Source organism: Janthinobacterium sp. C22, assembly GCF_057919405.1.
This window is the reverse complement of sequence record NZ_CP193659.1, coordinates 5,249,821-5,266,793: the sequence shown is the minus strand read 5'-3', so window position 1 is coordinate 5,266,793 and position 16,973 is coordinate 5,249,821. Positions and strand designations below refer to the sequence as shown.

Here is a 16,973-nt window from a genome sequence, read left to right as displayed (position 1 = left end):
CTATCAGCCCGTGTTGCGCAGGCCGGCCGCCACGCCGTTGATCGACAGCTGGATGCCGCGGTGCACCCGTTCATCGACTTTACTGGCGCTGGACAGGGCGCGGTTGCGCTTGATCAATTCCACTTGCAAGTGGTTCAGCGGGTCGAGGTAGGCGAAGCGGTTCTGGATCGAACGGGCCAGCAGCGGATTGCCCGCCAGGCGCTCGGTGTTGCCGGTGATCAGCTCCAGGCAGCGCAGGGTGTTGCCATGCTCTTCCGTGATGCGCTTGTAGATGCGTTCGCGCAAATTCTGGTCCGCCACCAGTTCCGCATAGCGCGAGGCAATCGCCAGGTCCGTCTTGGCCAGCACCATGTCCATGTTCGACAGCAGGGTGGCAAAGAAGGGCCATCGGGCGTACATGGCGCGCAGGGTGGCGATCCTGTCATCCTTCGACGCTGGCTCGCCATCGTTGATCCAGGCTTCGATGGCGCTGCCGAAACCGAACCAGCCCGGCAGCAGCAAGCGGCACTGGCCCCAGGAAAAGCCCCAGGGAATGGCGCGCAAGTCCTCGATGCGCTGGTTGGCCTTGCGCGAGGCGGGGCGCGAACCGAGGTTCAGCTCGGCGATTTCCGCAATCGGCGTAGCCGAGAAGAAATACTCCGTGAAGCCCGGCGTTTCATACACGAGGTGGCGGTAGGCGCGATAGGCGCGGTCCGACAGCTGCGCCATCACGGCTTCGAACTGCGCCAGCTCGCTCGCATGGGCGGGGTTGGCGGCCTGCGGCGCCAGGCTCGCTTCCAGGGTGGCGGCGACCAGCAGTTCCAGGTTGCGCCGGCCGATTTCCGCATTGGAAAACTTCGAGGCGATGATCTCGCCCTGTTCCGTCAGGCGGATCTGGCCGTTGACGGTGCCCGGCGGCTGGGCCAGGATGGCTTCGTAGCTGGGCCCGCCGCCCCGGCCCACCGTGCCGCCGCGGCCATGGAACAGGCGCAGCTTGACGCCGGCCTTCTGGAAGTCGGACACCAGCGCCAGTTCCGCCTTGTACAGTTCCCAGTTCGACGTGAGAAAACCGCCATCCTTGTTCGAATCGGAGTAGCCGAGCATGACTTCCTGCAACTGTCCCTGCTTGGCGATCAATTGTTTGACCAAAGGCAAGGCCATGAGCTGGCTCATGATGCCGGCCGCGCGCTGCAGGTCGGGGATCGTCTCGAACAGGGGGATGACCATCAGCTCGCACGTGCTGTCGCCAGCTTGCCAGTCGGTGCGCAGCAAGCCTGTTTCCTTTTGCAGCAGCAACACTTCCAGCAGGTCGGACACGGTTTCCGTGTGCGAGATGATGTAGTTGCGGATGGCCCGCGCGCCGTAGCGCTGGCGGATGTCGCGCGCCGCGCGCAGGATCGCCAGCTCGGAGTCCGTTTCCGTGGCGTAGCTGATGTAGGGCGAGTACAGCAGGCGCGGCTGGGCCAGTTCGTTCAGCAGCAGCGCCTGCTTGTCTTCCTCGGACAGGGCCGCGTAATCGGCGGCCACGCCGCTTTTCGCGAACAGGTCGGCCAGCACGCGCTCGTGCACGTCCGAGGTCTGGCGCATGTCGAGCGACGCCAGGTGGAAGCCGAAGATGTCGGCCGCGCGCGCCAGGGTGGCCAGGCGCGGGCGCACGAGGGCCGCGCCATGGTGCGACTCGAGCGAGGCGACGATGGTGCGCAAGTGGGCGACAAAGGCGGCCGCGTCCGGATAGGGTGCCGCCGCGCCCACTTCCTTGCGCAGGATGTTGGTGGCGCCCAGGGCGCGGGCCGTGGCGGCCAGGCGCGCATAGATGCCGATCAGGGCGCGGCGGTACGGTTCGTCGCTGCGGTGCGGCGAGGCGTCCGGCGACTGGTCGGCCAGCGCCTGCAGTTCCGCGCTCACGCCCACCATCAGGGTCGAGACGGACAGTTCCGCGCCCAGCGCATGCACTTCGTCGAGGTAGAAATCGAGGATGGTGGTGGCGTGGCGCGCCAGCGCATGCTGCATGGTGCCCGCGTTGACGTTCGGGTTGCCGTCGCGGTCGCCGCCGATCCAGCTGCCCATCTGCACGTAGGCGGCGTTGATCGGTTCGATGGTGCCGTCGCCGTTCGGGTACTCGGCGGCGATATCGTCCTCGATGTCGTCATACAGGCCCGGCAGTTCGCGCAGGAAGGTGATGCGGTAATAGGACAGGGCGTTTTCGATTTCGTCGGCCACCGTCAGCTTCGAGTAGCGCAGCATGCGCGTCTGCCACAAGGTGGCCACGCGCGAGCGCAGCAGCTGCATGTTGGCATGCCGTTCCTTCGGCGTCTGCGGCAGGTCGCGCTCGGCCAGCAGGCGGGCGATGTCGTGCTCGGCGTCGAGGATGCTCTTGCGCTGCACTTCCGTCGGGTGGGCCGTCAGCACGGGGGCGATCAGGGCGTCCTGGAAAAAGGTATCGACGGTCTTGCGCGGCACGCCGGCGGCGCGCAGTTTTTTCAGCGCGAAGCTGACGCTGCCCTTTTGCGCGGGCGAGCCGGCCAGCAGGTGGGCGCGGCGGCGTCGGATGTGGTGCTGGTCTTCCGCGATGTTGGCCAGGTGCGAAAAGTAGGAAAAGGCGCGCACGACGGAAATCGTCTGTTCGCGGCTCAGTTCCTTGAGCATGGCGTCGAGTTCCAGCGCCGCGCCCGCGTCCGCTTCGCGGCGGAAGCGCACGGACGTCTGGCGTATGGTTTCCACCACGTTGAAGACGGCGTCGCCTTCCTGTTCGCGCAGCACGTCGCCCAGCAGGCGGCCCAGCAGGCGGATATCTTCTTTCAGCGGCGCGTCCTTGTCGGAGCCGGCCGCCGGGACTATTTCTGGTGCTACTGCGTCATTGAGCATAATAAAGAACCAAAGTAAGTGTAAAAGCAAGGGAATGTGGATCGCACCGGGCGTTTGGCCGCAGAGGGGAGGGGGCGCATGATAAAATTTGTGGTCTTCAACATGGACGCTAGCCTGACTTGGCCTTCTAGGCTAAGGGATAACGATTATAGCGACGCCGGGCGCCATTCCGATACAAATTGATATCGGACGGGCGAATTGGCAACGATAATGACAACGACAGCCACAGCGAAAGAACTTGTTTTGAAAGCATCCGAATTGACCCCGAACGAATTGACCCCGAAGATTCCCGCCCGCCTGGTGATCGCCACGCGCGAGAGCCGTCTTGCCATGTGGCAAGCTGAGCACGTGCGTGCGCGCCTGGCCGCCCTGTATCCGCAGTGTAGCGTTGAAATTCTCGGCATGACCACACGCGGCGACCAGATTCTGGACCGCGCCCTGTCCAAGGTAGGCGGCAAGGGCCTGTTCGTCAAGGAGCTGGAAGTGGCGATGGAAGAAGGTCGCGCCGACCTGGCCGTGCATTCGCTCAAAGACGTGCCGATGGAGTTGCCGGCAGGCTTTGCCCTGGCCGCCATCCTCGAGCGCGAAGACCCGCGCGACGCGTTCGTGTCGAACGATTACGCCAGCCTGGCCGAGCTGCCGCATGGCGCCGTCGTCGGCACCAGCAGCCTGCGCCGCCAGTCGCTGATCGCCGCGCGCTATCCGCACCTGACGATCTTGCCCCTGCGCGGCAACCTCGACACGCGCTTGGGCAAGCTGGACCGTGGCGACTACGCCGCCATCATCCTGGCCGCCGCCGGCCTGAAACGCCTGGGGCTTGAGGCGCGCATCCGCGCCGTGCTGGCGCCGGAAGACAGCCTGCCGGCCGCCGGCCAGGGCGCCATGGCGATCGAGGTGCGCGCCGGGCGCGCCGACGGCGTCGACATGACGGCCCTGCTGGCGCCGCTGAACCATGCTGATACGGCGCAAGCCGTCACGGCCGAGCGCAAGGTGTCGAAGATTTTCGGCGGCAGCTGCCAGATTCCGCTGGCCGCCTTCGCCACCGTCGAGGGCGAACGGATGCGCCTGCGCGCCATGGTCGCCACGCCGGACGGCGCGCGCATGGCCAGCGCCGAGCTCGAAGGTCCGGCCGCTGCGCCGGAACTGCTGGGCGAACAGGTGGCCGAATTGCTGCGCGGCCAGGACGCCGCCGGCATCCTGGCCTCGTGCGCCGTTACGCCAGACAACCATGAAGGCCTGGCGCCGCATGCCTGACACCGTGGTGATCACGCGGCCCGCGGCGCAAGCGGGGCCGCTGGCCGCCAGGATCGCGGCGCTGGGCTTGCCCGTGCAACTGTTGCCGCTGCTGGAAATCCACGCGCTCGATGGCGCAGATGAATGCGCGCAGCTGCGAGCCGTGCTGGCGCGCCTGGCGGAATATGACCTGGTGGCCTTCGTCTCGCCCAACGCCATCGATTGCGTCTTTGCGCACCTGCCCGCCTGGCCGCCAGGCGTGCCGCTGGCCGTGGTGGGCGAGGGCAGCCGCCTGGCCTTGGCGGCGCACGGCGTCACGGACGCGAATGCCGGCATCACGAGTCCGCTCGATACGGCGCGCAGCGATTCTGAACATCTGTTGCTGGCGCTGGACTTGCCGGCCCTGCGCGGCAAGCGCGTGCTGATCGTGCGCGGCGACGGCGGACGCGATTACCTGGCCGACGGCTTGCGCGCGGCAGGCGCCGAAGTCGAGTTCGTCACGGCCTACCGCCGCCAGGTGCCAAGACTGACGCCGGCCTTGCGGGCGACCCTGGAAAAGCTGTTGCAGCATAATAATGACTGGATCATCACCAGCTCGGAAGCGCTGCGCGGTTTGCTGGCGCTTCTTGAGGAATTGGATGCTGAAAAGACGGCTGTTGCAAAAATGCAACAGCAGCATCTGATCGTGCCGCACGCGCGCATTGCACAAACGGCGGCGGCCCTGGGTTTTGCCCGTGTCACCCTGACAGGATCAGGCGACGCAGGAGTGCTCGCCGCGTTACAATCACGACCATGAACGAAATGCCTACACTCTCCGAACCGAATGCAACGCCTGGCAGCGCCGTGAAGACGGCGCCGCAGGCGGCCGACCAACCTGCCGGCCGCGCGCCGACCCTGCTGGAACAGCTGCAAAAGCCGATGAGCATCGCCGTCATCGTGCTGGCCGTGCTGCTGGCGGCGCAAAGCTGGTCGACCAGCAAGCAGATCCGCAACCTGCGCGAAGAAGTGGCCAAGCGCCTGCAAAAGGGCGATGTCAGCAATGCCGAAACGGGTGTGCTGGCGCGCAACGTGCAAGAAGGCACGAAAGAGCTGCAAATCAAGGTGGGCGCGCTGGAAAACCGCCAGAGCGAAACGCAGAGCCAGCAGCTGGCGCTGGAACAACTGTATAACGACTTGTCGAAGAACCGCGACGAGTGGGCGCTGACGGAAATCGAGCAAGTGCTGTCGACGGCCAGCCAGCAGCTGCAGCTGGCCGGCAACGTGCCAGGTGCGCTGATCGCCCTGCAAAACGCGGACCGCAGCCTGTCGCGCTCCGACAAGCCGCAATTCATCACCATCCGCCGCGCCATCGGGCGCGACATGGAAAAACTCAAGGCCCTGCCCAGCGTCGATTCGACGGGCGTGGCCCTGCGCCTCGACGCCGTGATCGCCCAGATCGATTCTCTGCCGATGCTGTCCGACGAGACGCCGGCCTTGCCGGCCGCGCCGGAAAAACCGGGCAAGGCCAAGGCCGTGCGCGATGCCGCCGGCAAGCTGGTGGGGCCGCCGGCGCCGGAACCGCTGCTGCAAAAAGTGCGCGACGGCTTCAATACCTGGAGCGGCGACATGTGGGCCGACGTGCGCCAGCTGATCCGTATCCGCCGCGTCGACACGCCGGAAGCGCTGATGCTGTCGCCGACGCAGTCGTATTTCTTGCGCGAAAACGTCAAGCTGCGCCTGCTGAATGCCCGCATGGCCTTGTTGTCGCGCAATGAAACGGCTTTCCGCAACGACTTGATCGCCGCCCAGGATGCGCTGGCCAAGTATTTCGACACCCGCGCCAAGGGTACGCAGACGGCGCAAGCCCTGCTGCGCCAGGTGCAGGGCAGCAATCTGGCCATCGAAATGCCAACCTTGTCCGACAGCCTGGCGGCTGTGCGCAACTACAAAGCGAAGTCCTGAGCCCATGCGTCTATTTCTCTGGTTACTCGCCCTGATGGCCGCGGCGATCGGTATCGCCGTGACGGCCCGTTTCAACCCCGGCAACGTGGTGTTGTTCTATCCGCCTTACCGCATCGACTTGTCGCTGAACTTCTTCCTGCTGCTGCAGGTCGTGCTGTTCGTGCTGCTGTATCTGCTGGTGCGCGCCGTGCGCGCCACCGTGCGCATGCCGGCGCAAGTGGCGGCCTACCGCCAGCGCAAGCGCGAGCGCGATGGCAACAAGGGCTTGCGCGAAGCTTTGAAAGCCCTGTTCGAAGGCCGTTTCGGCCATGCGGAAAAGGCCGCCCTGCGCGCCGCCGAGCTGGATGAGAACGCCGGCCTGGCCGCGCTGATCGGCGCGCGCGCCGCGCACCGCATGCGCCAGTCCGAGCGCCGCGACAGCTGGCTGGCCCGCGTCGAAGGCGACGCCAGCCTGAAGACGGCGCGTTTGATGACGGTGACGGAATTGCTGGTCGACGACCACCAGCCGGAAGCGGCCCTGGCCGCCGTGCGCGAACTCAATGCCAGCGGCACGCGCCATATCCACGCGCTGCAATGGTCGCTGAAAGCCGAGCAGCAGGCGAAGAACTGGCCGGAAGTGCTGCGCCTCGTGCGTTCGCTCGACAAGCACCGCGCCCTGCATCCGGCCCTGTCGTCGCGCCTGCGCGAGCTGGCCTACGACCATTTGCTGTCCGACCCGTCGCACGATGCCGAATCGCTGATGCGCGTGTGGTCCACCGTGCCGAGCACGGACCGGGTCAAGCCGTATATCGCCTGCCGCGCCGCCACCGCGCTGAATGCGCGCGGCCTGCATGACGAAGCGCGCCTCGTGTGCGAAGAGTCGCTGGCGGCCGACTGGGACGAGCGCGTCGTGCGCGCCTACCGCGAAGCGGCGGCGCCCGCCGGCACGCCGGCCCTGCTGCTGCAGATCGAGCATTGCGAGCAATGGCTGAAACAGCGTCCGCTCGATGCGGAACTGGCGCTGACCCTGGGCACCCTGTGTCTCAAGCAAAAACTGTGGGGCAAGGCCCAGCGCCACCTGGAGCAGGCTTTGTCCGACGCGAACGAGCCGCAGATGGTGCGCGACGCCCACCTGAAGCTGGCACAGATGCACGATGCCTTGCAGCAGACGGAACAGGCCGCCGCCCATTACCGGCAGTGCGCACTGGCCACCATCCTGTAAGCTGTTGCTCCAGACGTAAAAAAGCCGTTCAGTGCAGACTGAACGGCTTTTTTATGCGCACACTCCATGGCGGAGTGCGTTGCTGATTACTTCTTCGGTACCGCCGTGCCTTCGGGCAAGGCATACGCGACCAGGGTATCGCTCATCTTCGTGCCCAGCGAACCGTGGCCGCCGGCCATGACGACGACGAACTGGCGTCCCGACTTGTTCGACACATAGCTCATCGGGGTGGCTTGGCCGCCGGCCGGCAAACGGGCTTTCCAGATGACTTTGCCGTTGCTGACGTCGTAGCCGCGGATGTAGTAGTCGAGCGTGCTGCTGAGGAAGGTCACGCCGCCGCCCGTGGTGACCATGCCGCCCAGGCTGGGCACGCCCAGTGGCAAGGGAATCGGCACGGGACCGCTGTCGCGCGTGGTGCCGTTCTTGTGCATCCACACTTTTTTCATGGTGCGCAGGTCGACGGCGGCCACATAGCCCCACGGCGGTGCCTGGCATGGGAAGCCCAGCGGCGACAAAAAGGCCTTGATTTCCACGGCGAACGGGACGCCCGTCTGTGGCTGCAAGCCCATTTCGCCGCCCGTGCCGCCCTTGGCGGTCGTTTCGGCGCGCGGCACGAGTTTTTCCAGGAAGCCCATGTAGTCAGGGTTGACGATCAGCAACTGGCGTACGGGGTCGATGGCCGCGCCACCCCATTCGAAGATGCCGAGCGGGCCCGGCGAGATGACGGCGCCCTTGCCGGCCGTTTGCGGCGTGAACGGGCCTTCATAGCGGCGTTCCTTGAAGATGATGCGGCAGGCGAGCTGGTCAAACGGCGTGGTGCCCCACATGTCCGCTTCGCTGATATTGCGTTCAGGCAAGAAGGTCAGGGCCGAGAACGGCTGCGTGGGCGACAGGGTGTCGCCGGCGGCAGGATTGCTCGTTGGCACGGGTTTTTCTGGCGCCGGCACGACCAGGCTGCCGTCGCGGCGGTCGATCACGTAGATGTCGCCCCGTTTCGTCGTGGCGACGACCGATGGGACTTTGCCTTTTGGCGTGTCGATGTCGACCAGCGAAGGCTGGCCGCCGATATCCATGTCCCAGATATCGTGGTGCACGGTCTGGTAGACCCAGCGCACTTTACCCGTCGCCAGGTCGAGCGCGACGATGGCGCTGTTGAATTTCTCGCCATTCTTGTTGCGGTTGCCGCCCCAGGTATCGGGGGTTTCATTGCCCATCGGAATGTAGACCATGCCCAGCTTTTCATCGATGCTGGCCACGCCCCACGAGTTGGGCGAGTTGTTGGTGTAGTTCTTGCCTTCCGGGAAGGGCTGCGTATCTTCCGGCGTGGCCGGGTCCCAGTTCCACATCAGCTTGCCGGTGACGGGATCGTAGCCGCGGATTACGCCCGACGGCTCTTCCGTCGAATGGTTGTCCGTCACGCTGGCGGCGATCACGGCCATTTTCTGCGAGACGGCCGGCGGCGAGGTGGGCATCAGGAAGCCGCGCTTGATCATGGCCATGTTTTTATACAGGTTGACGACACCGTTATTACCAAAGCTCTTGCACGATTCGCCCGTATCGGCATTCACGGCGATCATGGTGCCGTCCATGGTCGGCGCCAGGATGCGGCGCGGGCATTCCATGCCGGCCGCTTCGGGGGCCGGGTTGTTCTTGGCGCGGCCCGCGTTGACGTCCCAGTAGGCGACGCCGCGGCAGATCATGTGCTGGTAGCTGGCCGCGTCGCGGTTGATCTTCGGATCGTGGCGCCAGATTTCCTTGCCCGTGTCCGGGTTCAGCGCGATGACGATATTGTGCGGCGTGCACAGGTACAGCATGTCATTGACCTTCAGCGGCGTGACTTCATTGGCGATCTCGCCCGGATCGTTCGGCCCCTTGAAGTCGCCCGTGTGGTAGGTCCAGGCTTCTTTCAGGCCGGAAATATTGGCCGGCGTGATCTGCGCGGCCGGCGCGTAGCGGTCACCATAGCCGGAACGGCCATACGCGGACCAGTCATTGTGCTCGACGCCGGGCGCCAGGTCGCCGCTGGCGGTGGCGGCCATGTTTTCGGCAGGCACGTCGCCATGCAGGTCATGGTAGTCCTGGAACAGGGCGATGACGCCGGCGATGACGGTCAGGGCCACGGCGGCGGAAAGGGCCGTCTTGCCCAATTGCCCCTGTTTCTCCGCGGCGGGTGGCGCCAGGCGGCGGCTGACGAAGGGTAGCAGCAGCCAGACGGCGGCGGCAAACCAGATGTCCAGGCGCGGCAGCAATTGCCACCAGTCGAATTTCACTTCGATCACGGACCAGATGAGGGTGGCGAGCAGCAGCAGCGCCATGAACGGTTGCGCGCTGCGCTTGCCTTTGAAGACGAGCGCGCCTGCGATCAGCATGCCTATGCCGGCCAGCAGGTAGTACCAGGAGCCGCCGAGCGTGGCCAGCCAGATGCCGCCGCCCAGCAGGGCGAGGCCAAACAGAATGAAAATAACGCCGGTGACCTTTAATAGAGGCCCGGACCGGAAGGAGGGAATCATCATATTCCTTTTTGCAAGGATTTATCGGTGGCGCGTTGAAAGCGCCATATTGAATTCAGGGAAGGCGTCGATTGCAGAATATACAAAGTTTGGAATCACCAGAATGTGACAGTTTATCAGAATTGAAGATTGTCTTCCGGTCGCGCCATTTTTTGGCAAGGACGCCATTTGAATCAGATAAACTCTTCAAATAAGAGCAAATATTATGCTGGAAGAGCAGATTGCGGGGCTGGGTGGGCGTTTGGCGAAGCATGTTGAAACGCCCGCGTCATTATGTGCAGGCATCGCCGGATGCATGATAATGAAATTGTTGTTAGAAGTGGCTGCAATAAATGCAATGCCGATTATAATAACCATGTTTTCCGCATGGTGATATTGAAATGAAAATACGCAGATATTCCAGATATTAATTCAGGCGTGAGCGTAGTATTACTTACGTGTTTTTACTTATTATTTTTGGCCGCCTGTTTATTCTTTCTCTGGCAGGCTGCGGGGGCAGCGGCCCATGCATGCCACTGTTGCTGGCAGGACGCGCAAAACGCCGCCGGGCCGCTGCTGCATCGCACAAGCTGCCTGTACTTCGCTATAATTGCGCGGTTAAAACACCATCCGCTAATGAGGAACCCCATGAGTTTGAATAACGTCTCTTCCGGCCGCGACCTGCCGAACGATTTCAACGTCGTCATCGAAATCCCGATGAATGCCGATCCGATCAAGTACGAAGTCGACAAGGAAAGCGGCGCGATCTTCGTCGATCGCTTCATGGGTACCGCCATGCATTACCCGTGCAACTACGGCTACGTGCCGAACACCCTGTCGCCGGACGGCGACCCGGTCGACGTGCTGGTCATCACCCCGTTCCCGCTGATCCCGGGCGTGGTCGTGCGCTGCCGTCCTATCGGCGTGCTGAAAATGACCGACGAGTCGGGCGAAGACGCAAAAGTGCTGGCCGTGCCAGTCGACAAGGTCCTGTCGATCTACAGCCACTGGCAAAAGCCGGAAGACTTGAACGAACTGCGTTTGCGCCAGATCCAGCATTTCTTCGAGCACTACAAAGATCTGGAAAAAGGCAAATGGGTCAAGATCGACGGCTGGTATGGCCCTGAAGTGGCCAAGGAAGAAATCCTGGGCGGCGTCGCCGCCTACAAGGCAGATGCCGCAAAAGCATAAGAGCACCCAGTAAGAAAAACGCTCCCCGCCAGTCATGGCCGGGAGCGTTTTTTTATGCGCGAAACGGGCTGTGCTCGTTCAATTCATCGAGGTAGGCGTCGATGCCGCCCCGTTCCCGTTCGAGGAAGCGCTGCACGGCGTCCGCAAAGGCCGGGTGCGCCAGCCAGTGGGCGGAGCAGGTCTTTTGCGGCAGGAAGCCGCGCGCCATCTTGTGCTCGCCCTGGGCGCCTCCCTCGAAGGTGGCGATGCCGTTGGCGATGCAAAATTCCAGCGGCTGATAGTAAGCCGTCTCGAAATGCAGGCACGGTACGTGCTCGAGCGCGCCCCAGTAGCGTCCATACAGGGTGTCGGCCGTGTGGATCACCAGCGAGGCGGCGATGGCCCGGCCGTCGCGCTCGGCGATCACCAATAAAATGTTTTGCGGCATGCTGGCGGCTATGCGCTGGAAGAAGTCCCGGCTCAGATAGGGCGAGGAGCGGTGCTCGGCATAGGTATTGCTGTAGCAGCGGTGGAACAGCTTCCAGTCGGCGTCCGTGGCGTCCATGCCGCGCACCTGGCGCATGGTCACGCCCGCTTCCCGCACCTTGCGCCGCTCGGCGCGGATATTCTTGCGCTTCTTGTGTTCCAGGGTGGCGAGGAATTGCTCGAAATCCGTGTAGCCGGGATTGAGCCAGTGAAACTGCACGCCACTACGCATCAGGTAGCCGGCCTGCGCCAGCTGGCGCGCCTCGCTTTCCGGCGGGAACAGGATGTGGCAGGACGACACGTCGCTGGCCTGTTGCTGGGCTTGCAAAAAGGCCAGCAGGGCGGCGCGCGCTTCGCCATCGCGGGCCAGCAAACGCGTGCCGCTGACGGGCGTAAAGGGAATAGCGGACAGCAGTTTCGGGTAATATTCGAGGCCATGCTGCTGATAGGCATCGGCCCAGGCCCAGTCGAACACGTATTCGCCATACGAGTGCATCTTCAGGTACAGGGGCAGGGCGGCGGCCAGGGTCTCGCCTTGCCACAGCACCAGGTAATTCGGCTGCCAGCCCGTGTCCGCGCTGGCGCAGCCGGACTCGTGCAGCGCATGCAAAAAGGCGTAGGAAAGGAAGGGATTCGCATCCGCCTGGCGCGCCAGCAGTTCAGACCAGGTCGCTTCGCCAATTTCAGCCAGGGTAGTGACGATAGCCGTGCGATAATTCATTGTTGTAGTGTGCATTCATCACTCTCGGGGCGCCGCCGTCGGTCTGCGCGCCCCTGTCTTGTTTAATAGAACGAAATATCCATCATCATCATGACAGTCAAAGTCGCAATTGCTCAAATGAATAGTACGGTCGGCGATCTGGCCGGCAACCGTGCCAAGATCTTCGACCTTTCCCGCCGCGCGTTCGAGGCGGGCGCCGATATCGTGCTCACGCCGGAACTGTCGCTGGTCGGCTATCCACCCGAGGACTTATTGCTGCGCAATGCATTCTACGCAAAAACGCAGGAAGCGTTTGCGGGGCTGGCGGCCGACCTGGCGCAGTTCAAGGATTTGCATGTGGTGGTGGGCGTGCCGCTGCAGGACGAGAAGGGCGTGCGCCACAATGCCGCCTCCGTGCTGCTGAACGGTGAAGTGCTGGGCACCTACCGCAAGCACGATTTGCCGAACACCACCGTATTCGATGAAAAGCGCTACTTCACGTCGTCGGACCAGGCTTTCGTGTTCGGCGTGAAAGGCGTGCGTTTCGGCATCAATATCTGCGAAGACACGTGGTTCGAGCATGCGCCGATGCGCGCCCGCGCGGCCGGCGCGCAAGTGCTGCTGGTGCCGAACGGCTCGCCCTACCACATGAACAAGCAGCATCTGCGCTATGACACCATGCGCAGGAACGTCAGCGCGCAAGGCATGGCCCTCGTGTACGCCAACCTGGTCGGTGGCCAGGATGAACTGATTTTCGATGGCGACTCGTTTGTCATGGATGCGGCCGGCACGATCTGCGCCCAGCTGCGCCACTTCGAGGAAGACTTGCAACTGGTCGAGTTCGACGGCGCCACGCCCGTGCCGCAGCCGCTGGCCACGCCGCTGACGACGGAAGCGCAGGTGTACCAGGCGCTGGTGCTGGGCGTGCGCGACTATATCGGCAAGAACGGCTTCCCTGGCGTGCTGATCGGCATGTCGGGCGGTGTCGATTCCGCCCTGACCCTGGCGATTGCCGTCGATGCGCTGGGCGCCGACAAGGTGCGCGCCGTCATGATGCCATCGCAATTTACGGCCGATATCTCGTGGATCGATTCACGCGACATGGTAAAACGCCTTAATGTGCGCTACGATGAAATTCCGATCAAGCACACCTTCGATGCCTTCCGCGCCACCCTGGCTGACGAGTTCGCCGGACTGGCGGAAGACGCGACGGAAGAAAACATCCAGGCGCGCATCCGCGGCACCTTGCTGATGGCCCTGTCGAACAAGCATGGCAGTATCGTGCTGACGACGGGCAACAAGAGCGAGATGGCTGTCGGTTATTGCACCCTGTACGGCGACATGGCGGGCGGCTTTGCCGTGATCAAGGATATCGCCAAGACCCTTGTGTACCGGCTGTGCGCGTACCGCAACAGCGTGTCGGACGTGATACCCGAGCGCATCCTGACGCGCGGACCGTCGGCTGAATTGCGCGCCGACCAGCTGGACCAGGATTCCTTGCCGCCATACGACGTACTCGACGGCATCATGCAGCTGTACATGGAAGAAAACCGGCCGATCGCCGAGATTATCGAGGCTGGCTACCCGCCGGCCGACGTGGCGAAAATCACGCGCCTGATCAAGATCAATGAATACAAGCGGCGCCAGTCGCCGGTGGGCATTCGCGTCACGCACCGTGGCTTCGGCCGCGACTGGCGCTATCCCATTACGTCGAAGTTTTACGAATAACGTGGGGAACCCCGCCAAACCTACTGCGCAGCTCACTACCGGGCATCCGTTGCTCACCGTACTAAAGTACGGCTCCGCTACTCAACCCGGTATTGAACTTGCTCGCTACGGTTTTGCGGGGTCCCGTTAAGCCAGCTAATGAAGAACTGACGATTATCAATAAGGAGAAAGCCATGAAACAGATTACCGCCATCATCAAACCATTCAAGCTCGACGAAGTACGCGAGGCGCTGGCCGACGTGAACGTGACGGGCTTGACCGTGACGGAAGTGAAGGGCTTTGGCCGCCAGAAGGGTCATACCGAGTTGTACCGTGGCGCCGAGTACGTGGTCGACTTCTTGCCGAAAGTCAAAGTCGAAGTGGTGGTGGACGACAGCGTGTCGGAACTGGTGGTCGACGCCATCATCAAGGCGGCCCGCACGGGCAAGATTGGCGACGGCAAGATCTTTGTGCGCGACGTGGAGCAGGTCATCCGCATCCGCACGGGCGAGACGGGGCCGGACGCCGTCTAAGTTTTTGCTGGCGGCTACGGCAACAATGGTGTCGGATTACGGCTCTTCGAGCCTGATCCGACCTACGCCTGATGTACGTCGATACGCGTAGGTCGGCTTAGCGCGCCAGCGCGTAAGCCGACGCTGCTGAGCCACCCAAGCTGCCGGATTGCGCATCAGCGCCCCAGCCGCATGTCGAATTTCCAGCAGATCAGGCGCAGGATCGTGATGCCGCTGGCGCTGGTCCACAGCGCGAAGTCGTGCTCGGCGCCGAAGTGCATCTGCAATAAATAAGCCCAGCAGCCGAAGAACGCGCAGATTGCGTACGGTTTGCCGTCGCGAAACACCATCGGCACTTCGTTGCAGACGATGTCGCGCATCACGCCGCCAAAAATCCCCGTAATCACGCCCATCATCGACGCGATGAACAGCGGCATGCCGGCGCGCGTCGCTTCGGCCACGCCCGCGATGGCGAACATGCCCAGGCCGATGGCGTCGGCGATGACGATCAGGCGTTCCGAGACGATCTGGCGCAAATGCTGGATCAGGGGCGCGGCCGTCAGGGCCAGCACGAAGATCAGGATCGCGTATTCCTGGTGCGACACCCAGAACAATGGCCGCTTGTCGAGCAGGATGTCGCGCAAAGTCCCCCGCCAAACGCCGTGATGAAGGCCACGACGAACACGCCGACCAGGTCCATGCGCTTGCGGCGCGCTTCGATGAAGCCGGAAAACGCACCCACCAGGATGGCGATGACCTCAATGATCTTGATCAGCGAGCCAGGCGGCAATTGGGGTGGCATCATGGGTGGAGCGCGTGCACGAGACGCTAAGCAGGAAATAATTGTCACAGGTTAACATGACACGGCCCCGAATGGTGACAAACGGGGCCGTGCGCGTGGGCTAACTTGTTACTGAATTGTAATTTCTTGCTGCGGTGCTCAGCGGATGGGCTGCAGGGCGGAAGAAAGCAATACGACGAGCGCGCCATCGCCCCCTTCGGAGCGGCGCGCCTGGCAAAAGGCGATGACTTCATCCTTTTGCACGAGCCAGCTGTGCACCATCGATTTCAAGACCGGTTCCTGGCCTTTCGAGCCAAAACCCTTGCCGTGGATCACGCGCACGCAGCGCAGCTTGCGCCGCGTGGCCTGGTTCAGGAACGCGCCGATGCCGTCGCGCGCCTCGTCGCGGCGCAAGCCGTGCAAGTCCAGCTCATCCTGGATGGGCCAGTGGCCCTTGCGCATCTTTTTCACCACGTCCGGTCCCACGCCGGGGCGGGCGTAGTTCAGGGCCGGATCGTTTTCCAGGTAATGGTCGACTTCGAACAAGTCCGACAGCGACTCGCGCAGCACGGCAGCATCGTCCTCTTCCGGAGACAACTTGCGCGCCGGCTGTTGGGCCGCCATGGCGCCCGTCTTGGGCAGGCTGGGAACGTAGCGGTCCGACTCGGGCAGGCGCTTGACGCCGCCGATGCTGGCCTTGAAGAGATTGCTCTCCACGGCCTGCACCTTGACCTGTTTGACGCGCTCCGCTTCAGCCTGGGCGCGCGCATCGGCCTGCTCCTTGAGCTGCTTGCTGACCGCTTTCAGGTCGGCAAAGTCTTTCATCGACGCCATGCGACGCTTACTCCTGGCCTTCCAGGTAGCGCTGGGCGTCCAGTGCTGCCATGCAACCGGTGCCGGCGCTGGTGATGGCCTGGCGGTAGATATGGTCCTGCACGTCGCCGGCGGCAAACACGCCCGGTGCGCTGGTGGCGGTGGCCATGCCTTCCAGGCCCGTCTTGGTCTTGATGTAGCCGTTGTGCATGTCCAGCTGGCCTTCGAAGATACCCGTGTTCGGCTTGTGGCCGATGGCGATGAAGACGCCATGCACGGAGAGCGCTTCGACCTTGCCGTCGATGGTCGACTTGATGTTCAGACCCGTCACGCCGCCTTCGTTGCCCGTCACTTCGTCCAGAGTGTGGTTATATTTCAACACAATCTTGCCTTCGGCAACCTTGGCGTTGAGGCGGTCGATCAGGATGGCTTCGGCGCGGAACTTGTCGCGGCGGTGGATCAGCGTAACTTTATTGGCGATGTTCGACAGGTACAGCGCTTCTTCGACGGCCGTGTTGCCGCCGCCGACGACGGCCACTTCCTGGTTGCGGTAGAAGAAGCCATCGCAGGTGGCGCAGGCGGACACGCCCTTGCCCATGAATTCCGCTTCCGACGGCAAGCCCAGGTATTGTGCGGATGCGCCCGTGGCGATGATCAGCGTGTCGCACGTGTATTCGTGGCTGTCGCCCTTCAGGCGGATCGGCTTTTCATTGAGGAAGGTGGTGTGGATGTGGTCAAACACGATTTCCGTATTGAAACGCTCGGCATGCTGCAGCAAACGCTGCATCAGGTCCGGGCCTTGCACGCCCATCGGGTCGCCGGGCCAGTTTTCCACGTCGGTGGTGGTCATCAACTGGCCGCCTTGTTCCACGCCGGTGACCAGCATCGGGTTCAGGTTGGCGCGGGCGGCGTAGACGGCGGCGCTGTAGCCGGCTGGGCCGGAGCCGAGGATCAAAACGCGGGCGTGTTTGGTAGTGGTCATGGGAGGCTTCTCTATGAGTGGGGTCTATCCGAATTGGGGGCATACGCGCGAAGAACAAGGGCGCATTGCGCTTGCGCAATCAATCCTCGATTATAGACCAAGCCGCCTGCAGCG

At 63.2% G+C, this 16,973-nt stretch carries 13 protein-coding genes and 1 pseudogene; 8 read left to right on the top strand and 6 right to left on the bottom strand.

Annotation, left to right across the window (positions count from 1 at the left end):
• Positions 1-3: 3 nt before the first annotated feature.
• Positions 4-2,844 carry a phosphoenolpyruvate carboxylase gene (ppc, locus tag ACRHIG_RS24570; RefSeq protein WP_489628207.1) on the bottom strand — a complete coding sequence of 947 codons (2,841 nt, stop codon included), beginning with the start codon at positions 2,842-2,844 and terminating at the stop codon, positions 4-6.
• Between the two features lie 243 nt (positions 2,845-3,087).
• Between ppc and hemC the strand changes: the two genes are divergently transcribed.
• The 4 genes from hemC to ACRHIG_RS24550 are packed head-to-tail and all read left to right on the top strand — an operon-like array spanning position 3,088 to position 7,219.
• On the top strand, positions 3,088-4,098 hold the full coding sequence (hemC, locus tag ACRHIG_RS24565; RefSeq protein ID WP_489628206.1) for a hydroxymethylbilane synthase: 1,011 nt from the start codon (positions 3,088-3,090) through the stop codon (positions 4,096-4,098).
• Entirely contained in the window at positions 4,091-4,873 is a 783-nt protein-coding gene (locus ACRHIG_RS24560) for a uroporphyrinogen-III synthase (protein ID WP_489628205.1), read from the top strand. The genes hemC and ACRHIG_RS24560 overlap by 8 nt, the downstream gene beginning before the upstream one ends.
• A complete protein-coding gene (locus ACRHIG_RS24555) occupies positions 4,870-6,018 on the top strand; it encodes a uroporphyrinogen-III C-methyltransferase (RefSeq protein WP_475413638.1) in 1,149 nt (382 codons plus the stop codon). Before ACRHIG_RS24560 ends, ACRHIG_RS24555 begins: the two co-directional genes overlap by 4 nt.
• Before the next feature lie 4 nt (positions 6,019-6,022).
• The gene (locus ACRHIG_RS24550) at positions 6,023-7,219 is read left to right on the top strand and encodes a heme biosynthesis protein HemY (protein WP_475413637.1); all 1,197 of its coding nucleotides are present in this window, start codon (positions 6,023-6,025) and stop codon (positions 7,217-7,219) included.
• An 86-nt stretch (positions 7,220-7,305) separates the two neighbouring features.
• Here ACRHIG_RS24550 and ACRHIG_RS24545 read toward each other — a convergent pair whose 3' ends face one another.
• Complete coding sequence (locus ACRHIG_RS24545) at positions 7,306-9,729, bottom strand: membrane-bound PQQ-dependent dehydrogenase, glucose/quinate/shikimate family (RefSeq protein ID WP_489628204.1); 2,424 nt, start codon at positions 9,727-9,729, stop codon at positions 7,306-7,308.
• A gap of 205 nt (positions 9,730-9,934) precedes the next feature.
• Between ACRHIG_RS24545 and ACRHIG_RS24540 the strand changes: the two genes are divergently transcribed.
• Positions 9,935-10,102 (top strand): hypothetical protein, encoded by a 168-nt coding sequence (locus tag ACRHIG_RS24540; protein ID WP_489628203.1) that lies wholly within the window; start codon positions 9,935-9,937, stop codon positions 10,100-10,102.
• A gap of 254 nt (positions 10,103-10,356) precedes the next feature.
• Complete coding sequence (gene ppa / locus ACRHIG_RS24535; protein ID WP_086139428.1) at positions 10,357-10,899, top strand: inorganic diphosphatase; 543 nt, start codon at positions 10,357-10,359, stop codon at positions 10,897-10,899.
• Between the two features lie 52 nt (positions 10,900-10,951).
• On the opposite strand, the gene ACRHIG_RS24530 is transcribed toward ppa, so the two are convergent.
• Positions 10,952-12,085 carry a GNAT family N-acetyltransferase gene (locus ACRHIG_RS24530; RefSeq protein ID WP_489630868.1) on the bottom strand — a complete coding sequence of 378 codons (1,134 nt, stop codon included), beginning with the start codon at positions 12,083-12,085 and terminating at the stop codon, positions 10,952-10,954.
• A 90-nt stretch (positions 12,086-12,175) separates the two neighbouring features.
• Between ACRHIG_RS24530 and ACRHIG_RS24525 the strand changes: the two genes are divergently transcribed.
• Entirely contained in the window at positions 12,176-13,792 is a 1,617-nt protein-coding gene (locus tag ACRHIG_RS24525; protein WP_489628202.1) for an NAD+ synthase, read from the top strand.
• 173 nt (positions 13,793-13,965) lie between these two features.
• Positions 13,966-14,304: a P-II family nitrogen regulator gene (locus ACRHIG_RS24520; RefSeq protein ID WP_034758685.1), complete on the top strand. Its 339-nt coding sequence runs from the start codon at positions 13,966-13,968 to the stop codon at positions 14,302-14,304.
• 155 nt (positions 14,305-14,459) lie between these two features.
• Here the strand turns inward: ACRHIG_RS24520 and ACRHIG_RS24515 are convergent.
• From ACRHIG_RS24515 to trxB, 3 genes and pseudogenes are all read right to left on the bottom strand, one after another.
• Positions 14,460-15,088: pseudogene (locus tag ACRHIG_RS24515) on the bottom strand (trimeric intracellular cation channel family protein).
• Between the two features lie 135 nt (positions 15,089-15,223).
• Positions 15,224-15,898: a Smr/MutS family protein gene (locus ACRHIG_RS24510; protein WP_230517714.1), complete on the bottom strand. Its 675-nt coding sequence runs from the start codon at positions 15,896-15,898 to the stop codon at positions 15,224-15,226.
• Between the two features lie 7 nt (positions 15,899-15,905).
• Positions 15,906-16,859 carry a thioredoxin-disulfide reductase gene (gene trxB, locus ACRHIG_RS24505; RefSeq protein ID WP_034758671.1) on the bottom strand — a complete coding sequence of 318 codons (954 nt, stop codon included), beginning with the start codon at positions 16,857-16,859 and terminating at the stop codon, positions 15,906-15,908.
• Positions 16,860-16,973: the final 114 nt, after the last annotated feature.